This window comes from Streptomyces sp. NPDC006309 (genome assembly GCF_040613095.1).
Lineage (GTDB): Bacteria > Actinomycetota > Actinomycetes > Streptomycetales > Streptomycetaceae > Streptomyces.
The window spans coordinates 203,869-222,030 of the sequence record NZ_JBEXRO010000012.1 but is presented as its reverse complement, the minus strand read 5'-3'; the positions used below and the strand labels follow the sequence as shown (position 1 = coordinate 222,030).

Sequence of the window (18,162 nt, the reverse complement as noted above, 5' to 3'; positions counted from 1 at the left end):
CCGGATCTGGAAGCACGGTAACGTGTGGAGGTGACCGGTACTAATAGGCCGAGGGCTTGTCCATTGATGCTCGCGTTCACTGTGTTGGTTCTGAGGCAACGACCGTTGCCGGTTTTTGAGCAGAACACATAACAAAAAAGTGTGCTTGTTCGCTCGAAACCATTAGGGTTTCGGTGGTCATAGCGTGAGGGAAACGCCCGGTTACATATCGAACCCGGAAGCTAAGCCTCACAGCGCCGATGGTACTGCAGGGGGGACCCTGTGGGAGAGTAGGACGCCGCCGAACAATCTTTGGAGGACCCCTGGTCCCAGCGTTCAGCTGGGACCAGGGGTCCTTTCGTTTTTACTATGCTTGTGTACCGATGACAGGAGTCACCATGTCCACCAACTCTCCCGACGACCGACCGGAGCGCGACCAGCGGCGACGGGACAGTGGTGACCGGGGCGACCGCGGAGGCTTCCGAGGTGACCGCGGTGACCGCAGTGACCGCGGAGGGTTCCGCCGGGACAACGACCGCCGTGACAGCGGCCGCCGTGACGACCGTGCCGGTTCTTCCGGCCCGCGTGACGACAACCGCGGCAGCGGCTTCCGCCGTGACGACCGTCGTGACGACCGCGACCGTGGCGAGCGCGGCGGCTTCCGCCGTGACGACCGTCGTGAGGACACCCGTGGCGGCGGCTACCGTCGTGAGGGTGACCGGACTTCGCGTCCGGGGTTCCAGCGCGACGACCGTCGTGAAGGCGACCGCACGTCGCGTCCGGGGTTCCAGCGCGATGACCGCCGTGAGGGCGACCGCACGTCGCGTCCGGCGTTCCAGCGGGACGACCGTGACCGTGGGCCGCGTCGGGACGACCGTGGGGACCGCGGCTTCCGCCGGGACGACCGCGGCGGCGACCGTCCGTCGTACCGCCGTGACGACGACCGCGGCGGCGACCGGGGCGGCGACCGTCCCCCGTTCCGCCGCGACGACAACCGCGGTGGCTTCCGCCGTGACGACCGCCGTGACGACAACCGCGGCGGCGGCTTCCGCCCCGACCACCGACGCGATGACCGCCGCGATGACCGCCGTGGTGGCGGTTACGGCGAGCGTGCTGACCGTGGTGGTTACGCCGGCCGGCGCGACGACCGCCGTGAGGGCGACCGGACTTCGCGTCCGGGGTTCCAGCGCGACGACCGCCGTGAGGGTGACCGCACGTCGCGTCCGGGGTTCCAGCGCGACGACCGCCGTGAGGGTGACCGGGGATCGCGTCCGGCGTTCCAGCGGGACGACCGTGACCGTGGGCCGCGTCGGGACGACCGTGGGGACCGCGGCTTCCGCCGGGACGACCGCGGCGGCGACCGTCCGTCGTACCGCCGTGACGACGACCGCGGCGGCGACCGGGGCGGCGACCGTCCCCCGTTCCGCCGCGACGACAACCGCGGTGGCTTCCGCCGTGACGACCGCCGTGACGACAACCGCGGCGGCGGCTTCCGCCCCGACCACCGCCGCGACGACCGCCGCGATGACCGCCGTGTCGAGCGCCGTGACGACAGTCGTGTCGAGCGACGCGACGACCGTCGTGGTGAGGACCGTGGTGGTTTCCGGGGTCGTGACGACCGTGGTGAGCGCGGCGGTTTCCGGCGCGACGACCGCCGGGACGACCGCGGTGGCCGTGGGCCGCACCGGGATGACCGCGGTGGCCGACCCGGTGGCTTCCGGGGCCGTGACGACCGCCGGGACGACCACCGTGGTGGAGGCGGGTTCCGTGACGAGCGGGACCGGGACCGGGAGCCGATCAAGCGCCTGCCGATCCCGGAGGACGTCACCGGTGACGAGATCGACAGGGACGTCCGGCAGGAGCTTCAGAGCCTGCCCAAGACGCTCGCTGAGGATGTCGCCAAGAACCTGGTGATGGTCGCCCGGCTGCTCGACGAGGACCCCGAGGGCGCGTACGGCTACTCCAAGGTGGCCCTGCGTCTGGCGTCCCGCGTGGCCGCCGTACGGGAGGCCGCCGGGTTCGCCGCGTACGCCACCCAGAAGTACGCCGAGGCCCTCGGGGAGTTCCGGGCCGCCCGGCGGATGACCGGCAGCGTGGAGCTGTGGCCGGTCATGGCCGACTGCGAGCGCGGGCTCGGACGGCCGGAGAAGGCGCTGGACATGGCCGGCGCCCCGGAGGTGCACAAGCTGGACAAGGCCGGGCAGGTCGAGATGCGACTCGTCGCCGCCGGCGCCCGGCGTGACATGGGGCAGCTGGACGCGGCCATCGTGACCCTCCAGAGCCCCGAGCTGGCCTCCCAGTCGGTGCAGCCGTGGACCGCTCGACTGCGCTATGCGTACGCCGACGCGCTGCTGGCCGCCGGCCGGGAGCGCGAGGCGCGCGAGTGGTTCGCCAAGGCCGTCGAGGCCGACCGGGACAGCAGCACGGACGCGTCGGACCGGTTGGCCGAGCTGGACGGGGTCGAGTTCGTCGACGCCCTGGCCGAGGACGAGTCGGAGGAGCCCGACGAGGCCGACGGGTCCGTCGAGTCGGAGAAGTCCGAGGACGCCGACGAGGTCGAGGTGTCCGGCGAGCCCGCCGAGTCCGTCGAGCCCGTCGAGGTCGAGGAGCCGGTCGAGTCCGCCGAGCCCGTCGAGGCCGAGGAGCCGGGCAAGCCCGTCGAGTCCGCGGAGACCGTCGAGGCCGAGAAGGCCGGGGATGTCGCCTCCCCGGAGGCCGGTGACAAGGACTGACCCAGGTCGGTGACGAAGAGGGCAGGCTCCCCGGGGAGCCTGCCCTCTTTTTTGTGCCGTTTCCTGTTGTTGCGCCATTGCCTGTGCCCGGTCAGATGTCCAGCGCGCGCAGCACCAGTCCCGAGGCCGGTTTCGGGCCGAACGACGTCGACTTGCGGGGCATCGTGACGCCCTGCCGGGCCAGGTCGCGGACGACCTCCTCGCGGACCGGGTGCATCAGGACGGCCGTACCGCCGTCGCGTTCCGCCTTCTCGACCGTCGCGGCCGTGTCGTGTATGTAGGCGATGTGCGCCGGGGAGTCCTCCGGGATCCGCCAGACGTGCTCCAGCAGCGTGGTGTGCAGGACCGCCGCGTCCAGGGAACGCCAGGCGGCGGGGCGGTCCGCCGGGATCGTCCGGGCCAGCAGGTCCGGATCCGGACGATCCAGGAGGTGGAAGGCGCCGTCCCCGGCCAGCAGGAAGGCATTGCCCTCGCAGGAGGCGTCGGCGAGCACCTCCAGGGCCTGCGGCAGCCGCACGTCGAGGCGCCGTGTCCGGAACAGGCCCGCCACCGCCGTCAGGGCGTCGGCGACCGGCAGGCCGTGCAGCAGCCGGTGGATGGCGCGGACCCGCAGCGGATAGCGGGCCGTGTCCACCAGGAGGACCAGGCCGTGGTCCCAGGGACTGGGGGAGGGGTGTTCGGCGCGCAGCCGCAGGTAGGTGGCCCAGCGGTGGTGGCCGTCGGCGATCAGGGCCTGCCGGCCGGCGAGGTCGGACCGGATGCGGCCGACGTCACCGGGGTCGGTGACGGACCACAGCCGGTGGTGGAAGCCGTCCTCGGTGGTCGTGGCCAGCAGCGGCGGGCGGCCGGCGGTGCGTTCGACGACCTCGGCGGCGGTGCCGTCGCCCCGGTACGTCAGCAGCAGCGGCTCCAGGTTCGCGCGCGTGGCGCGCATCAGCGCGGCGCGGTCGGCGACCACGGGCGGCATGACGTCCTCGTGCGGGAGCACCACGCCCTCGGCGGGATCCGTGACGCGCAGGGTGCCGATGACCCCGCGCTGGAGCATGCCGTCGGTGTCCTGCTGCTCGTACACGTAGAGGCCGGGTTCCCGGTCCGCGGTGAGGATGCCCTCGTCCAGCCAGTGGCGGAGGGTGTCGGCCGCCTGCTCGGTGCGGGCGCTGGGCGTGCCGGCCTGGGGCAGGATCAGCCGGACGATGTTGTAGGGGTCGGCGGACTCGAGGTGGTGCAGGCCGTCGGGGCGCACGACGACGTCGTAGGGAGGGGACGTGACGGAGGCGAGGCTGCCGACCCGGTCGGGGTCGTAACGGAGGCCTCGGAACGGTGTGAGTTCCAGGCCTCGGCGCGCCGTTGCCTCCGAGTGACCTGCTGTCTTCATCCCGGCATCGTACGTGGGGCCGGCGGTGTGCGGGATGATCGGGGGAAAGGCGACGAACGAGGAGCGATGCGGAATGAGCCAGGGTGTCAGGACGAGGCCCGAGGGCAGTGAGCGGCCCCTGAACGAGGCGTACGACACGGCGCTCCTCGATCTGGACGGGGTGGTGTACGCGGGCGGGAACGCGATCGCGTACGCGGTCGACTCGCTGGCGGCGGCCCGCGAAGGCGGTATGCGTCTCGCGTATGTCACCAACAACGCGCTGCGGACCCCGGACGCCGTGGCCGGGCACCTCACGGAGCTGGGGATACCGACGGGTGCCGGTGATGTCATCACCTCCGCGCAGGCCGTCGCGCGGCTGATCGCCGAGCAGGTGCCGGCCGGGGCGCGGGTGCTGGTGATCGGCGGGGAGGGGCTGCGGGTGGCGCTGCGCGAGCGCGGCCTGGTGCCGGTGGAGTCGGCGGACGACGATCCGGCGGCGGTCGTGCAGGGGTACGGCGGGCCCGATCTGCCGTGGGGGCGGTTCGCGGAGGCGTCGTACGCGGTCAGGCGCGGGGTGCCGTGGTTCGCGTCCAACACCGATCTGACGATCCCGAGCGGGCGGGGCATCGCACCGGGCAACGGGGCGGCCGTGGAGGTCGTGCGCATCGCGACCGGGGCCGAGCCGCAGGTGGCGGGCAAGCCGTTGCCCCCGATGCACCGGGAGACGATCATCCGGACCGGTGCCGAGCGCCCGCTGGTGGTCGGGGACCGGCTGGACACGGACATCGAGGGCGCGTTCCACGGCGAGGTCGACTCGCTGCTGGTGCTGACCGGCGTCACCGACGCGCCGCAGCTGCTCGCCGCGCCGCCGCGGCACCGGCCGACGTTCGTGGACGCCGATCTGCGCGGGCTGCTCACCGGGCAGCCGGAGGTCGCCGCGGAGGGCGGCGGTTTCCGCTGCGGTGGCTGGACGGCGACGGCCGGGTCCGGCCAGCTGGCGCTGGAGGGTGACGGGGAGGCGCTGGACGGCCTGCGGGCGTTGTGCGCGGCGGCGTGGACGGCGGCCGGGGACGGCGCGTGCGAGCTGGACGGGGGCAAGGCGCTGGACCGGCTGGGGTGGTGAGGCCGCTGTGCAGGAAGGCGGGTTGAGTTCCGTCTTCCGCGGGATGCGCCGTCACCGGGGATCGCATCGCAGGCAGGGTAGGCTACCCTAACCTGGTGTTGGTCGACAGTCCTCCGGAACAGCGCGCGGAAGCCGCGGCCGCGCCCCCGACCCGCCGAGCGGCAAGGGCCGTTGGGCTCCTGCTCTCGGTCGTGCTCCTGGCGCTCGTCGCCCTGGCGAGCATCGCGATCGGGGCGAAGGCGCTGTCCCCTGACCAGGTCTGGCACGGCCTCTTCCACGCCTCGGGGACCTACGGGGACGTCGTCGTGGACGACCGGCTCGCGCGCACGGTCCTCGGGCTCCTGGTGGGTGCCGCGCTCGGTCTGTCGGGTGCGGTGCTCCAGGCGCTGACCCGCAATCCGCTGGCCGACCCCGGGCTGCTCGGCATCAACGCGGGCGCCTCCGCCGCCGTCGTCACGGCCCTCACCTATTGCGGCGTCACCAGCCTGACCGGATACGTGTGGTTCGCGTTCCTCGGCGCCGCGGCCGTCGGCGCGCTGGTGTGGTTCCTCGGCGGCGGCCGGGGCGCCACCCCGGTGCGGCTCGCGCTCGCCGGTACGGCGATCAGCGCCGCCCTCTACGGCTATCTCCAGGCCGTGATGCTCACGGACGGCGCGGCGCTGGCCAAGATGCGCTTCTGGACGGTGGGTTCACTGGCCTCGGCCACCGACTCGACCACCCACCAGGTGCTGCCGTTCCTCGCGGCCGGCACCGTCCTCGCGCTCGCCCTGGCCCGGCCGCTGAACGCGGTCGAGATGGGCGACGACACCGCCCGGGCCCTCGGCGCGAACCTCGGCCGGACCCGCGCGCTGGCCATGCTGTCCGCCGTGGTGCTGAGCGGTGCGGCGACCGCCGCCTGCGGCCCGATCGTCTTCGTCGGCCTGATGGTCCCGCACGTGGTGCGTTCCTTCACCGGTCCCGATCTGCGCTGGATCCTGCCGTACGCCACGGTGCTGTCGCCCGTGCTGCTGCTCGGCGCCGATGTCCTCGGGCGGGTCGTGGCCCGGCCCTCCGAGGTGCAGGTCGGCATCGTCACCGCGGTCGTCGGCGGCCCGGTCTTCATCTTTCTCGTACGACGGCGGAGGACGGCCCAGCTGTGAAGACCCACTCCAGGAGCCGTGCCGTCCGCATGCCCGGCGGGCTGTCCCTGCGGCTGGACCCGCGTGCCCTGACGGTCGTCGTGCTGGTGCTGGCCGCCGCGCTCGCCGCCGGGGTCGCGCTGATCGGCACCGGCGAGGCGAGGATCCCGGTGGCCGACGTGCTCAGGACGCTCGCCGGGAACGGCACCGCCTACCAGGACTTCATCGTCGAGGAGCTGCGGCTGCCGCGGGTCCTCGTCGGCCTGCTGGTCGGTGCGTCGCTGGGGCTCGGCGGCGCCCTGTTCCAGTCCGTCTCCCGCAACCCGCTCGGCAGTCCGGACGTGCTCGGCCTGTCGCAGGGATCGACGGCCGGCGCGCTCGTGGTGATCGTGCTGATGTCCGGCGGCGCCGCCCAGGTCACCGCAGGGGCACTGATCGGCGGCCTGGTGACCGGTCTCGCCATCTATCTGCTCGCCTGGAAGCAGGGTGTGCACGGATACCGGCTGGTTCTGGTCGGCATCGGGGTCAACGCGCTCGTCACCGCGGTCAACGGTTACCTGCTCACCAAGGCCGACCTGGTCGACGCGTCCCGCGCGGTGGTGTGGATGACCGGTTCGCTCGACGGCCGCGACTGGGACCAGGTCCGGCCGCTGCTGGCCGTGTGCGCCGTCCTCGTCCCGCTGGTCCTCGTCCACGCGCGCGGCCTGCGGATGATGGAGATGGGCGACGACGTCGCGAACGCGCTCGGTGTACGCGTGCAGCGCGTCCGGCTCCTGCTGATGGTCTGCGCCGTCCTGCTCACCGCCACCGCCACCGCCGCCGCGGGCCCCGTCGGCTTCGTCGCGCTCACCGCCCCGCAGCTCGCCCGGCGCCTGACCCGCTCGCCGGGGCCGAACCTGGTGCCCTCCCTCTGCATGGGGGCCGCCCTGCTGGTCGCCGCCGACTGGGCCTCCCAGCGCCTGTTCGGCGCCGGCCGGCTGCCCGTCGGCGTCGTCACCGGCGTCCTCGGCGGCGGCTATCTGCTGTGGCTGCTGGTCGCCGAGCGCCGGGCGGGCCGGATATGAGCGGCGCCTCCCCGAACACCTCTAGGAGCACTGTGAACCGCCTGTCCGCCGAGAACGTCACCCTCGCCTACGACCAGCGCGTCATCGCGGACCAGCTGTCGGTGGAGATCCCCGACCGCTCGTTCACGGTGATCGTCGGCCCGAACGCGTGCGGCAAGTCGACGCTGCTGCGGGCGCTGTCCCGGATGCTCAGGCCGAGCCGGGGCCGGGTGCTGCTGGACGGGCAGGCCATCCGGTCGATGCCCGCGAAGAAGGTGGCGCGGACCCTCGGCCTGCTGCCGCAGTCGTCCGTCGCACCCGACGGGATCACCGTCGCCGACCTCGTCGGCCGGGGCCGCTACCCGCACCAGGGCCTGCTGCGCCAGTGGTCCGCGCAGGACGAGAGGGTCGTCCGGGAGGCGATGCGCCAGACCGGGGTCGACGCGCTGGCGGACCGGTACGTGGACGAGTTGTCCGGCGGACAGCGCCAGCGCGTGTGGATCGCCATGGCGCTCGCCCAGGAGACCCCGCTGCTGCTGCTGGACGAGCCGACCACCTACCTCGACATCCAGCACCAGATCGACATCCTCGACCTGTGCGCCGAGCTGCACGAGACACAGGGCCGCACCCTGGTCGCCGTCCTGCACGACCTGAACCACGCCGCCCGCTACGCCACCCATCTGATCGCGCTGAGCGGCGGCGAGGTGGTCGCCGAGGGCGCCCCGGGCGACATCGTCACGGCGGAGCTGGTCGAGGAGGTCTTCGGGCTGCGCTGTCAGGTCATCGACGATCCCGAGACCGGTACCCCGCTGGTGGTGCCGGCCGCCCGGAAGGCGCGGGCACGGCGGGTCACAGCAGCTTCCTGAGCCGGAACAGGTCCAGCAGGCTCGCCTCCAGCCGCACCCGGCCCGAGCCCCAGGCGGTCGCGAAGTTCAGCCCGCCGCCCACCAGGGCGACCAGGTCGTCGCCGGCCATGGCGAGCCGGATCTGCGCCCGTTCGCGCGGTTCCCCCGGGCGGGTCGCGTCGATCTCGATCCGGCCGCCGGTCAGCCGGCCCGCGAAGGTGACGTCGAGATCGGTGATGTGGCAGCTCACCGAGCGGTCCAGGGCGGCGGCGGCGCGGACCTCGCCCCCGGCCCCCTGCATGTTGTCCGAAAGCTTGCCCAGTGCGGCGCGGCACTCCTCGATCGTGGCCATCGCCACCGACGGTACCCCAGCGGTTCGGGGTAGCGTCTGGGCATGAGCGAGTCCGTGTCCGAGGCCGGGACCGCCGCCGCGGCGGAGCCCGCGTACGACCCCGCCGCCCCGGCCCCCCTGAACATCCCGCGCACCCCCACCGGCGACGCCGGGGTCGACGCCGTGCTGGAGCGGCTGGCCGACGCCGGCCACCTCGCCACCGACGGGCACACCGAGGTGTACGAGGATGTACACCGGGGGCTGCGCGACGCGCTCACCGCGCTCGACGCCCGCCCGGGACCCCCGGTTCCTGACCGTCACCCGACCGCCGCCCCACGGTGAGACCCTCCGGGTCGCATCCCTCGACCGCCGTACGAATAGCAGGAGCTGAACCGAACGTGGCAGGAGTCGCACGCCGCCGTCTCGACGCGGAGCTGGTCCGCCGGAAGCTCGCCCGCTCGCGCGAGCACGCCGGCCAGCTGATCGCCGCCGGCCGGGTCACCGTCGGCCGGACCGTGGCGACCAAGCCGGCCACCCAGGTGGAGGCCGCGGCGGCGATCGTGGTCCGGGCCGACGACAGCGACCCGGACTACGTGTCCCGGGGCGGGCACAAGCTCGCCGGCGCGCTCGCCGCCTTCGTGCCGCAGGGCCTCGCCGTCGAGGGCCGGCGCGCGCTGGACGCCGGCGCGTCCACCGGCGGCTTCACCGACGTCCTGCTGCGCGCGGGCGCCGCCCACGTCGTCGCGGTGGACGTCGGCTACGGACAGCTCGCCTGGAGTCTGCGCAACGATGAACGCGTCACCGTCAAGGACCGTACGAACGTACGCGAGTTGACGCTTGAGGCGATCGATGGGGAACCGGTGGATCTAGTCGTGGGCGATCTGTCCTTCATCCCGCTCGGGCTGGTGCTGCCCGCCCTGAAGCGGTGCGTGACGCCGGACGCCGACCTGGTGATGATGGTCAAGCCGCAGTTCGAGGTGGGGAAGGAACGGCTCGGCAGCGGAGGTGTCGTACGGAGTCCGCAGCTGCGGGCGGAGGCCGTGCGGGGAGTGGCCCGGAAGGCCTGGGAGCTGGGACTCGGGGTGCGTGGCGTCACCGCGAGCCCGCTGCCCGGGCCCTCGGGGAACGTGGAGTACTTTCTCTGGCTGCGGGCGGGAGCACCTGAGGTGGACCCGGCCGACGTCGACCGTGCAGTGGCGGAGGGGCCCCGGTGACACAGAACCTGGCGCGTACTGTCTTCCTGCTCGCCCACACCGGGCGGCCCGCGGCGATCCGCAGCGCGGAACTCGTCGTCAAGGGCCTGCTCCGGCACGGCATCGGGGTGCGGGTGCTGGAGGAGGAGGCCCGCGACCTGCCGCTCCCCGACGAGGTGCGGCTCGTCAAGGAGGCCACCCCGCAGTGCCTCGACGGGTGCGAGCTGCTGATCGTGCTCGGCGGTGACGGCACGCTGCTGCGCGGCGCCGAGTTCGCGCGGGCCTCCGGGGTGCCGATGCTCGGCGTCAACCTCGGGCGCGTCGGCTTCCTCGCCGAGGCCGAACGCGACGACCTGGACCGGGTGGTGGACCGGGTGGTGGCACGGTCGTACGAGGTCGAGGAGCGGATGACCGTCGACGTCGTCGTGCACCGCAACGGGGACATCGTGCACACCGACTGGGCGCTGAACGAGGCGGCCGTGCAGAAGGCCGGCGCCGAGAAGCTGCTGGAGGTCGTGCTGGAGATCGACGGGCGGCCGGTGACGGGGTTCGGGTGCGACGGGGTCGTCCTGTCCACGCCGACCGGGTCCACCGCGTACGCGTTCTCCGCCGGCGGGCCGGTGGTGTGGCCCGAGGTGGAGGCGCTGCTGATGGTGCCGATCAGCGCGCACGCCCTGTTCGCCAAGCCGCTGGTCACCTCGCCGGACTCGGTGCTGGCGGTGGAGGTCCTGCCGCACGTCCCGCCCGGTGTCCTGTGGTGCGACGGACGGCGGACCGTCGAGCTGCCGCCGGGGGCGCGGGTGGAAGTGCGGCGGGGGGCCGTACCGGTGCGGCTGGCCCGGCTGCACCACTCGTCGTTCACGGACCGGATCGTGGCGAAGTTCGCGCTGCCGACCACCGGATGGCGCGGAGCGCCGCACTAGCGGATCGTGGGGCCCGGCGCGGTCCGCCGGCGGACGGCGCGGTCCGCCGGCGGGTGCGGGTGCTTCGTGGCTCGCCGCGCGGTTCGCCGCGCCCGGGCGGCGGGACCACTCGCCGGGGTGACACGGGCGGGCCATGTGCGCTCCCCGCCCCGGACCTCGTATGGTCTGTTCCGTGTTGGAGGAGATGCGGATACGGTCACTCGGGGTCATCGACGACGCTGTGGTCGAGCTGTCACCGGGGTTCACCGCTGTCACCGGTGAGACGGGTGCGGGCAAGACCATGGTGGTGACGAGCCTGGGGCTGCTGCTCGGCGGCCGGGCGGACCCGGCGCTGGTGCGGATCGGCGCCGAGAGGGCCGTCGTCGAGGGGCGGATCACCGTACCCGCCGACGCCGCCGCCGTCGTCCGGGCCGAGGAGGCGGGCGCGGAACTGGACGACGGGGCCCTGCTCATCACCCGTACCGTCTCCGCCGAGGGCCGCTCCCGGGCGCATCTCGGCGGACGCAGCGTGCCCGTCGGGCTGCTCGCCGAGCTGGCCGACGATCTGGTGGCCGTGCACGGGCAGACCGACCAGCAGGGGCTGCTGAAGCTGTCCCGGCAGCGGCAGGCCCTGGACCGGTACGCGGGCGACGCCGTCGCCGTGCCGCTCGCCGCCTACACGCAGGCCTACCGGCGGCTGCGGGCCGTCTCCGCCGAGCTGGAGGAGATCACCACCCGCGCCCGTGAGCGGGCGCAGGAAGCCGACCTGCTGCGGTACGGGCTGGACGAGATCGCCGCCGTGGAGCCGCGGCCCGGGGAGGACGCGGAGCTGGCAGAAGAGGCGGAGCGGCTCGGGCACGCCGAGGCGCTGGCGTCCGCCGCGACGGCCGCGCACGCCGCTCTCGCGGGCAACCCGGAGGACCCGGAGGGGATCGACGCCTCGACCCTCGTGGCGGGCGCCCACCGGGCGCTGGAGGCCGTACGCTCCCACGACCCGGCGCTGGCCGCGCTCGCCGACCGGGCCGGGGAGATCGGGATCCTGCTCGGCGACGTGGCGGGCGAGCTGGCCGGATACGCCGACGACCTGGACGCCGATCCGCTGCGCCTGGCCGCCGTGGAGGAACGGCGGGCCGCGCTCACCGCGCTGACCCGCAAGTACGGCGAGGACATCGACGCCGTCCTCGCCTGGGCCGAGCAGAGCGCCGCGCGCCTCACCGAGCTGGACGGCGACGACGAGCGGACCGGGGAGCTGACCGCCGAGCGGGACGCGCTGCGCGCCGAGCTGAGCGGGCTGGCCCAGGCGCTGACCGACGCGCGCGCCGAGGCCGCCGAGCGGTTCGCCGCCGCGGTGACCGCCGAGCTGGCCTCGCTGGCGATGCCCCACGCGCGCGTGTCCTTCGACATCCGGCAGACCGAGGACCCCGAGGGCGTCGAGGTCGGCGGCCGTACGGTCGCCTACGGGCCGTCGGGCGTCGACGAGGTCGAACTGCTCCTCGCCCCGCACCCCGGCGCCCCGCCCCGGCCCATCGCCAAGGGCGCGTCCGGCGGTGAGCTGTCCCGGGTGATGCTGGCCGTGGAGGTCGTGTTCGCGGGCACCGACCCGGTCCCGACGTACCTCTTCGACGAGGTCGACGCCGGGGTCGGCGGCAAGGCCGCGGTCGAGATCGGCCGGCGCCTGGCGAAGCTCGCCCGGACCGCGCAGGTCGTCGTGGTCACCCACCTGCCGCAGGTCGCCGCGTTCGCCGACCGGCAACTGCTGGTGGAGAAGACCGACGACGGGTCGGTCACCCGCTCCGGCGTGAAGGTCCTGGAGGGCGAGGACCGCATCCGCGAACTGTCGCGCATGCTGGCGGGCCAGGAGGACTCCGAGACGGCCCGCGCGCACGCGGAGGAGCTCCTGGCGACGGCCAGAGCCGCCCTCTGAGCCGGGGTCCCCGCCGGTGACCGTGGCGGTGGCTTCGGGGCGGCAGCAGGGTGCGTCCGGGCGTGCTGCCCGTGCCGAGCTGTGCGGACGCGTCTCCGCTGGTGACCGTGGTGGTGGCTCGGGGACGGTCCAGGGTCCGTGGGGGCGTGCTGCCGGTGCCGGTCGGGGCCGAGGTGTGGGGGCGGCGCCTTCGCCGGTGATCGGGGTGGCGGCCGAGACGGGCCGGGCGCGCGCGGAGGAGCCTGGCGGCGGCCGGAGCCGGTCTCGCGGACGGTGTCCTCGCCGGTGACTAGGGTGGCGGGATGATCAGTGCGACGCGGTCCTCCCGCGTCTTCCTCCTCGCCGCCGGACTCACCCGGGCCGGCCAGGCCCTGCTGCGCGCCCGGGCGCCCGGCGGGCGGGAGCGCTGGGAGCGGACGAACCACGCCGGGCGCACCGTCGGGCTGTACGCCGGTCCCGCCGCGGCCCTCGGCGCGTCCCTCGCCGTGGCCCGGGTGCGTCCCGGGGCCGGACTCGCGGTCCTCGCCGCCGGGGTGTGCGGTGCGTACGACGACGTGGCCGGGGACCACCGGCGCGGCTTCCGCGCGCATCTGGGGGCGCTGCGCGACGGCGAGGTCACCAGCGGAGCCGTGAAGCTGTTCGGGATCTCGGCCGCCGGGCTGGCCGCGGGAGTCCTGCTGAAGGAACACCCGCTCGACCGGCTGCTCGCCGGGGTCGCCGTCGCGGGCACCGCCCACCTGGTCAACCTCGTCGACGTGCGGCCCGGACGGGCCGCCGGCGCGGTGCTGCTGCTCGGCGCGCCGGCGGCGGTGCGCGCGGGGGCCGGCGGGCAGCTGGCCGCCGGTGCGCTGGGGGCGGCCGCGGCCGTGCTGCCGGAGGACCTGGCGGAGCGGACGATGCTCGGGGACACGGGGGCGCACGCCCTCGGCGTCGCGCTGGGGGCGGCCGTGGCGGCGGGAAACCGGCGCGCGGGGTTGCTCGCCCACGCGGTCGCGGTGGTGGCGGCGGCCCGGTACGGGGACCGGGTGAGCACCTGGGCGCGCGCCGTGGGCGGCTGACCTCACCGTATGCCGGGTCTGCCGCTCGGCCATGGCGGAATTTCCCTCCTCCGTGTGGGTGATGTGCTCCGGCGCATTGCCCCGGCCCGCCGCGTGGTGCGCCCTCCCGGCTGTCCCTGAACAGCCGTACGCCCTGGCATGCTTGGCAGGGAACGGGGGGCGGGCGACGGGTCCGGACCGTCCGCGCGGGAGGCGCGCGGGGTGCGCCCTTCCGGCCCCCTGAGCCCGCTACCTTCTGTACGTTTCCTCGTACCGCCCACGCGAACCAGGAGCCCCGGCCACGTGACCCCCGTGAGCAGCAACGCACCGCACGGCCAGTCATCGCTGCGCACCGTGCAGGTGCTCGGCGGAGGCAATGCCGGCAGCAGCGCGCACGTGCGGTCCCTGGCCCAGGGGCTCGTGGCGCGGGGCGTGCGGGTCACCGTGTGCGCCCCCGTCGAGGCCGAACGCGCCTACGACTTCACCGGAGCCGGCGCCGAACACGTGCACGTGCCGCGCAGCAGCGACCCGGTCTCCGTGGCCGCGCTGCGGACGGCCTGCGCCCATGCCGACCTGGTGCACGCGCACGGTCTGCACGCCTCCTTCCGGACCGTGCTCGCACTCAGCGGACGCGGCACCCCGCTGGTGGTCACCTGGCACGGCCGCGCCCGCGCCGAGGGCCCGCGGGCACAACTGCTGCGGGTGCTCGAGCGGCGGGTCGTGCGGACCGCGGCCGTGGTCCTCGGCACCAGCTCCGACCTGGTCGACCTGGCCCGGCGGGGCGGTGCGCGCGACGCCCGGCTCGCGGCCGTCGCCCTGCCGGACCGGCGCCGGCCCGGTCACCCGGCGGCCCCGGACGACCCCGACCTGCTGCGGCCCAAGACCCGGGCCGAACTCGGCGCCACCGGACGCCCGTTGCTCATCGCCGTCGGTTCCCTGGACCGGCAGCGCGGCTACGACGTCCTGCTCGACGCGGCACGGGCCTGGCGGGACCTCGACCCCGTCCCGCTGGTGGTGATCGCGGGCGAGGGGCCGCTGCGTCCGGTGCTCCAGCGGCGCATCGAGGACGAGGAACTGCCGGTACGGCTCATCGGACGCCGGGACGACGTGCCCGAACTGCTCGCCGCCGCCGATCTGGCGCTGCTGACGAGCAGGTGGGAGTCACGGTCCGTCCTCGCCCAGGAGGCGCTGCACGCGCGCGTGCCGCTCGTCGCGACCCGCGTCGGCGGCATCCCGGACCTCGTCGGCGACGCGGCGGCCCTCGTCCCCTACGGTGACGCGGACGCCCTGGCCGCCACCGTCGTACGGCTGCTGGCGGACCCCGGGTGGTGCGCGCGGCTGCGCGAGCGCGGGGTGCGGCAGGCGGCGACGTGGCCGACGGAGGACGAGACCGTCGCCCAGGTGCTCAGCGTCTACGACGAGTTGACCCAGCCCCGGCCCCTGGCCTGACCGGCGGCGGGGCTACGGCACGTGGCGGCGGGCGCGCAGGGCCAGGCTCAGGGCCAGGACCGTCTGCGGGTCGTCGAGGTCGGTGCCCAGCAGCTCACCGATCCGGGCGAGCCGGTTGTAGAGGGTCTGCCGGTTGAGGTGCAGCTCGCGGGCCGTCTCCGCCTTGCGGCCGGCGTGCGCCAGATAGGTCTCCAGGGTGGGCAGCAGCGGCGGCCGGGAGCGGTGGTCGTGCTCGCGCAGCGGGCCGATCGCGCGGTCGACGAAGGCCGCCAGGTCCGGGTGTTCGCGCAGCCGCCACAGCAGCAGGTCGATGTCGAGGCGGCGGGCGTCGTACCAGGGCCGGTCGCTCAGGCCCTGCGCCGCGGTCGCCGTCTCCGCCGCGTGCCGCAGCCCCGCCGACGCGGCCGCCCAGCCGCCGGCCACGCCGACGACGACCACCGGGGGAGGGGAGCCCGGCCGCCGCATCCCGGCACGCTCCACACCCGCCCGCAGCGCCGCCGCCACCCGGTCCGCGACCGCCGCCCGCTCCGACTCCGAGCGCAGCCCCAGCAGCACGGGCACCCGTCCCTCCACCGGCCGCACCCCCAGCAGCACCGGTACGCCCACCGCGGCCAGCTCCTCCGAGACGGCCCGGGCCAGCACCGCCCAGCCCCCGCCGGGCGAGAGGGTGTCCCCGACGCGCATGACGACGGGCAGCAGCGGGCTGCCGCCGGGCTTGAAGCCGAGGACCCGGGCCTGCGCCGGCGCGTCCTCCGCCGCGATCCGGCCCTCGGCGAGGTCGGTGAGGAAGTCACCGCGCCCGCGCGCCGCCAGCTCCTCCTCCTGCCGGGCCTGCATCAGCACCACGGCCAGGATGCCCGCGGCCCGCTCGGCGGCGATCCGGTGCACCGGGGCCAGCGGCGCCCGCACCGGCAACAGGACGAGACGGGCGCGCACCGAACCCGTCGTACCGGGTCCGCCGCCGGGCACGTCCACCAGGACCGAACCGGCGGGCGGCGGGGCGTCCTTGTGCGGGCCGCGCAGTCCCTCCCACACCTGGAGCGGGTCCGCGCCCTCGGGTCCGGATCCGGCGGCGTACAGCAGGCGGCCGTCGGCGGTCTCCAGGAACACCGGGTTGTCCCCGAAGTCGGCCAGGATGCCCAGGACCTGCGGCACCCCGCCGCCGCCCAGCAGGGCCTGCGTGCACCGCCGGTGCACCTCCTCCGCCCGCTGGAGCAGCGCGTAGTGGTGATTGACGATCTCGGTGTGGATCTCCTCGGTCACCGTCACGAACGGCACCTCACGGTGCAGCTGGACCAGGGGCAGGCCGGCCGTCCGGGCGGTCTCGACCAGGGCGGCGGGCAGCCGGGCGAACCGCGGGCCCAGCTCCACCACCAGGGCGGCGATCCCGCGCTCGGCGAGGGTGCGGACGAAGGCCCGCTGCTCGGCCGGGCGGGTGCCCGCGCCGTAACCGGTGGTGAGCAGCAGCTCGCCGCCCTTGAGCAGCGAGGCGATGTTCGGCACCTCGCCGGCGTGCACCCAGCGCACGGTACGGCCGAGCCGGTCGGCGCCCGCCACAATCTCCGGCAGCCCGCTGCGCAGCCCGGGCAGCTCCAGCGCCCGCTGCACGGTGATGCCGGCGCCCCGGGTGTCGAAACGGTGGTCCGTACTGCTGTCCATGCAGCGGACGCTACCTGCGTAAACGGCCCGATGACAGGTGTGGCGGCCGGCTACACGGGCCTGATGTTGTGGTTGAAGCGGAACACGTTGTCGGGGTCGTACCGCCGCTTCACCTTCTCCAGGCGCAGGATGTTGCCGACGCCCAGGCCCGCCCGGACCCGCTCGGGTCCCTCGTCACCGACGAAGTTGAGGTGGACGGCGCCCGTGCTCCACGGCCGCAGGCCGGCGCACACGTCCCGCACCCAGCCGGTCGCCCGCTCGTCGTCGGCCGGCTCCGCCCAGACGGCGAACGGGTGCGCGGCCCAGGGCGCGTCCCGGTACGGCAGCGGGTACTCGCGCGGGCCGGCGGCGATCGCCCCGCCCTGCGGGAACAGGAGGTGCCGGCAGCCGGCCGGCACCGGCAGGCCGTCCGCGCGGGCGCAGAGGATGTCCACCACCTCGTCCGGCAGCCCGGTCAGGCACTGGGCCGACCAGTGGTGGCGCAGCCCGGACGGGACGTCCAGCATGCACTGCACGTCGGCGTACGGCATGTCACCGGCCAGCTCCACCTCGTGCGGCAGCGCCAGCAGCGGCCCGGCGAGCTTGCGCAGGTGGTCCTCGCCGCCCGCGTACGTCAGCAGCACCCCGCACAGCGGCGTGCCCACCAGCCGCTCCGGCACGAACTCCGCGGGCGGGCCGGCCCCGCAGAGCACCGCGCCGCCGAGCTCGTCGGGCCCCTCGGCGATGACCTCCCCGAAGGCGCGGACCGCGTCGGGGCCGGACTCGGGGAGGTACAGCAGCAGGACGACGGAGAACTCCGGCAGCTCGTGCAGCCGCAGGGTGAGCGCGGTGGCGACGCCGAAGTTGCCGCCCCCGCCGTGCAGCGCCCAGAACAGCTCGGGGTTCTCGTCGGCGCCGGCGTGCACCCGCTCGGCGTCGGCGGTCACCAGCTCGACCCCGAGGAGGTTGTCGGCGGCGAGACCGAAGGCACGGTCCAGCCAGCCGGTGCCGCCGCCGAGGACGAGTCCGCCGACGCCGGTGGTGGAGACCCGCCCGCCGGTGGTCGCCAGACCGTACGGCTCGGTGGCCCGGTCCAGATGGCTCATCGTGGCGCCGCCCCCGATCCGGACCGCCTCGGCCGCCGGGTCGACACTCACCTCGTGCATCCGGCGCAGGTCCACCACGAGCGCCCCGTCGCCGAGCGCCGCACCGGCCACGCCGTGCCCGCCACCGCGCACCGCGATCGGCAGATCCAGCTCCCGGCCGAAGCGCACCGCCCGGACCACGTCGGTGGTGTCCGCGCACTGGGCGATCACGGCCGGCCGCCGGTCGGTCACCGCGTTGAGGACCGTACGGGCCTCGTCGTAACCCGGGTCGGCCGGGGCGAGCACCGCGCCGACCAGATCGTCGCGCAGCGCGTCCAGGGCCGCGCCCGCCTTCGAGAGGGAAGCCATGGCTGCCCCCTTCCGCAACAGGGGCTGTCGTCCGCCTCCA

General features: G+C 74.8%; 16 protein-coding genes and 1 rRNA gene. 13 read left to right on the top strand and 4 right to left on the bottom strand.

Annotated features, from left to right (window positions below; genetic code table 11):
- The first annotated feature begins 169 nt into the window (after positions 1–169).
- The 3 genes from rrf to ABZ117_RS18460 all read left to right on the top strand — a co-directional run bounded on the left by rrf (position 170) and on the right by ABZ117_RS18460 (position 2,711).
- A 5S ribosomal RNA gene (gene rrf / locus ABZ117_RS18470) occupies positions 170–286 on the top strand.
- A 188-nt stretch (positions 287–474) separates the two neighbouring features.
- Positions 475–1,893 carry a hypothetical protein gene (locus ABZ117_RS18465; protein ID WP_356821982.1) on the top strand — a complete coding sequence of 473 codons (1,419 nt, stop codon included), beginning with the start codon at positions 475–477 and terminating at the stop codon, positions 1,891–1,893.
- Positions 1,785–2,711 (top strand): hypothetical protein, encoded by a 927-nt coding sequence (locus ABZ117_RS18460; protein WP_356821980.1) that lies wholly within the window; start codon positions 1,785–1,787, stop codon positions 2,709–2,711. The genes ABZ117_RS18465 and ABZ117_RS18460 overlap by 109 nt, the downstream gene beginning before the upstream one ends.
- A 91-nt stretch (positions 2,712–2,802) precedes the next feature.
- On the opposite strand, the gene ABZ117_RS18455 is transcribed toward ABZ117_RS18460, so the two are convergent.
- A complete protein-coding gene (locus ABZ117_RS18455; protein ID WP_356821964.1) occupies positions 2,803–4,086 on the bottom strand; it encodes a DUF1015 domain-containing protein in 1,284 nt (427 codons plus the stop codon).
- A gap of 73 nt (positions 4,087–4,159) precedes the next feature.
- Between ABZ117_RS18455 and ABZ117_RS18450 the strand changes: the two genes are divergently transcribed.
- From ABZ117_RS18450 to ABZ117_RS18435, 4 genes are all read left to right on the top strand, one after another.
- Positions 4,160–5,188 carry an HAD hydrolase-like protein gene (locus tag ABZ117_RS18450; RefSeq protein WP_356821963.1) on the top strand — a complete coding sequence of 343 codons (1,029 nt, stop codon included), beginning with the start codon at positions 4,160–4,162 and terminating at the stop codon, positions 5,186–5,188.
- A gap of 95 nt (positions 5,189–5,283) precedes the next feature.
- Positions 5,284–6,327, top strand: coding sequence for an iron ABC transporter permease (locus ABZ117_RS18445; protein WP_356821961.1), 1,044 nt, complete (start codon positions 5,284–5,286; stop codon positions 6,325–6,327).
- Between the two features lie 29 nt (positions 6,328–6,356).
- On the top strand, positions 6,357–7,370 hold the full coding sequence (locus tag ABZ117_RS18440; RefSeq protein WP_356821978.1) for an iron chelate uptake ABC transporter family permease subunit: 1,014 nt from the start codon (positions 6,357–6,359) through the stop codon (positions 7,368–7,370).
- On the top strand, positions 7,367–8,215 hold the full coding sequence (locus ABZ117_RS18435; RefSeq protein WP_356821959.1) for an ABC transporter ATP-binding protein: 849 nt from the start codon (positions 7,367–7,369) through the stop codon (positions 8,213–8,215). Before ABZ117_RS18440 ends, ABZ117_RS18435 begins: the two co-directional genes overlap by 4 nt.
- Here ABZ117_RS18435 and ABZ117_RS18430 read toward each other — a convergent pair.
- Positions 8,199–8,546, bottom strand: coding sequence for a sterol-binding protein (locus ABZ117_RS18430; RefSeq protein WP_356821957.1), 348 nt, complete (start codon positions 8,544–8,546; stop codon positions 8,199–8,201). The genes ABZ117_RS18435 and ABZ117_RS18430 overlap by 17 nt on opposite strands.
- A gap of 42 nt (positions 8,547–8,588) precedes the next feature.
- Here ABZ117_RS18430 and ABZ117_RS18425 point away from each other — a divergent pair, with 42 nt between their 5' ends.
- The 6 genes from ABZ117_RS18425 (at position 8,589) to ABZ117_RS18400 (ending at position 15,030) form a co-directional block, all read left to right on the top strand.
- A complete protein-coding gene (locus tag ABZ117_RS18425; RefSeq protein ID WP_356821955.1) occupies positions 8,589–8,867 on the top strand; it encodes a hypothetical protein in 279 nt (92 codons plus the stop codon).
- A 56-nt stretch (positions 8,868–8,923) separates the two neighbouring features.
- Positions 8,924–9,739, top strand: coding sequence for a TlyA family RNA methyltransferase (locus tag ABZ117_RS18420; protein WP_356821953.1), 816 nt, complete (start codon positions 8,924–8,926; stop codon positions 9,737–9,739).
- Positions 9,736–10,641, top strand: a complete 906-nt coding sequence (locus ABZ117_RS18415) for an NAD kinase (protein WP_356821951.1) — start codon at positions 9,736–9,738, stop codon at positions 10,639–10,641. Before ABZ117_RS18420 ends, ABZ117_RS18415 begins: the two co-directional genes overlap by 4 nt.
- Positions 10,642–10,801: 160 nt before the next feature.
- Positions 10,802–12,544, top strand: coding sequence for a DNA repair protein RecN (gene recN, locus ABZ117_RS18410; protein WP_356821949.1), 1,743 nt, complete (start codon positions 10,802–10,804; stop codon positions 12,542–12,544).
- 302 nt (positions 12,545–12,846) lie between these two features.
- A complete protein-coding gene (locus ABZ117_RS18405) occupies positions 12,847–13,602 on the top strand; it encodes a hypothetical protein (RefSeq protein WP_356821947.1) in 756 nt (251 codons plus the stop codon).
- 282 nt (positions 13,603–13,884) lie between these two features.
- A complete protein-coding gene (locus ABZ117_RS18400; RefSeq protein ID WP_356821945.1) occupies positions 13,885–15,030 on the top strand; it encodes a glycosyltransferase family 4 protein in 1,146 nt (381 codons plus the stop codon).
- 12 nt (positions 15,031–15,042) lie between these two features.
- On the opposite strand, the gene ABZ117_RS18395 is transcribed toward ABZ117_RS18400, so the two are convergent.
- Positions 15,043–16,689, bottom strand: a complete 1,647-nt coding sequence (locus tag ABZ117_RS18395) for a PucR family transcriptional regulator (protein WP_356821944.1) — start codon at positions 16,687–16,689, stop codon at positions 15,043–15,045.
- 50 nt (positions 16,690–16,739) lie between these two features.
- The gene (locus ABZ117_RS18390; protein WP_356821942.1) at positions 16,740–18,122 is read right to left on the bottom strand and encodes an FAD-binding oxidoreductase; all 1,383 of its coding nucleotides are present in this window, start codon (positions 18,120–18,122) and stop codon (positions 16,740–16,742) included.
- Between the last annotated feature and the right edge of the window lie 40 nt (positions 18,123–18,162).

Bases quoted from the DNA above. Each gene is read 5' to 3' on its own strand.
- ABZ117_RS18455 (WP_356821964.1), bottom strand. From the start codon at position 4,086: ATGAAGACAGCAGGTCACTCGGAGGCAACGGCGCGCCGAGGCCTGGAA.
- ABZ117_RS18450 (WP_356821963.1), top strand. From the start codon at position 4,160: ATGAGCCAGGGTGTCAGGACGAGGCCCGAGGGCAGTGAGCGGCCCCTG.
- ABZ117_RS18440 (WP_356821978.1), top strand. From the start codon at position 6,357: ATGCCCGGCGGGCTGTCCCTGCGGCTGGACCCGCGTGCCCTGACGGTC.
- ABZ117_RS18435 (WP_356821959.1), top strand. From the start codon at position 7,367: ATGAGCGGCGCCTCCCCGAACACCTCTAGGAGCACTGTGAACCGCCTG.
- ABZ117_RS18430 (WP_356821957.1), bottom strand. From the start codon at position 8,546: ATGGCCACGATCGAGGAGTGCCGCGCCGCACTGGGCAAGCTTTCGGAC.
- ABZ117_RS18425 (WP_356821955.1), top strand. From the start codon at position 8,589: ATGAGCGAGTCCGTGTCCGAGGCCGGGACCGCCGCCGCGGCGGAGCCC.
- recN (WP_356821949.1), top strand. From the start codon at position 10,802: ATGGTCTGTTCCGTGTTGGAGGAGATGCGGATACGGTCACTCGGGGTC.
- ABZ117_RS18405 (WP_356821947.1), top strand. From the start codon at position 12,847: ATGATCAGTGCGACGCGGTCCTCCCGCGTCTTCCTCCTCGCCGCCGGA.
- ABZ117_RS18395 (WP_356821944.1), bottom strand. From the start codon at position 16,689: ATGGACAGCAGTACGGACCACCGTTTCGACACCCGGGGCGCCGGCATC.
- ABZ117_RS18390 (WP_356821942.1), bottom strand. From the start codon at position 18,122: ATGGCTTCCCTCTCGAAGGCGGGCGCGGCCCTGGACGCGCTGCGCGAC.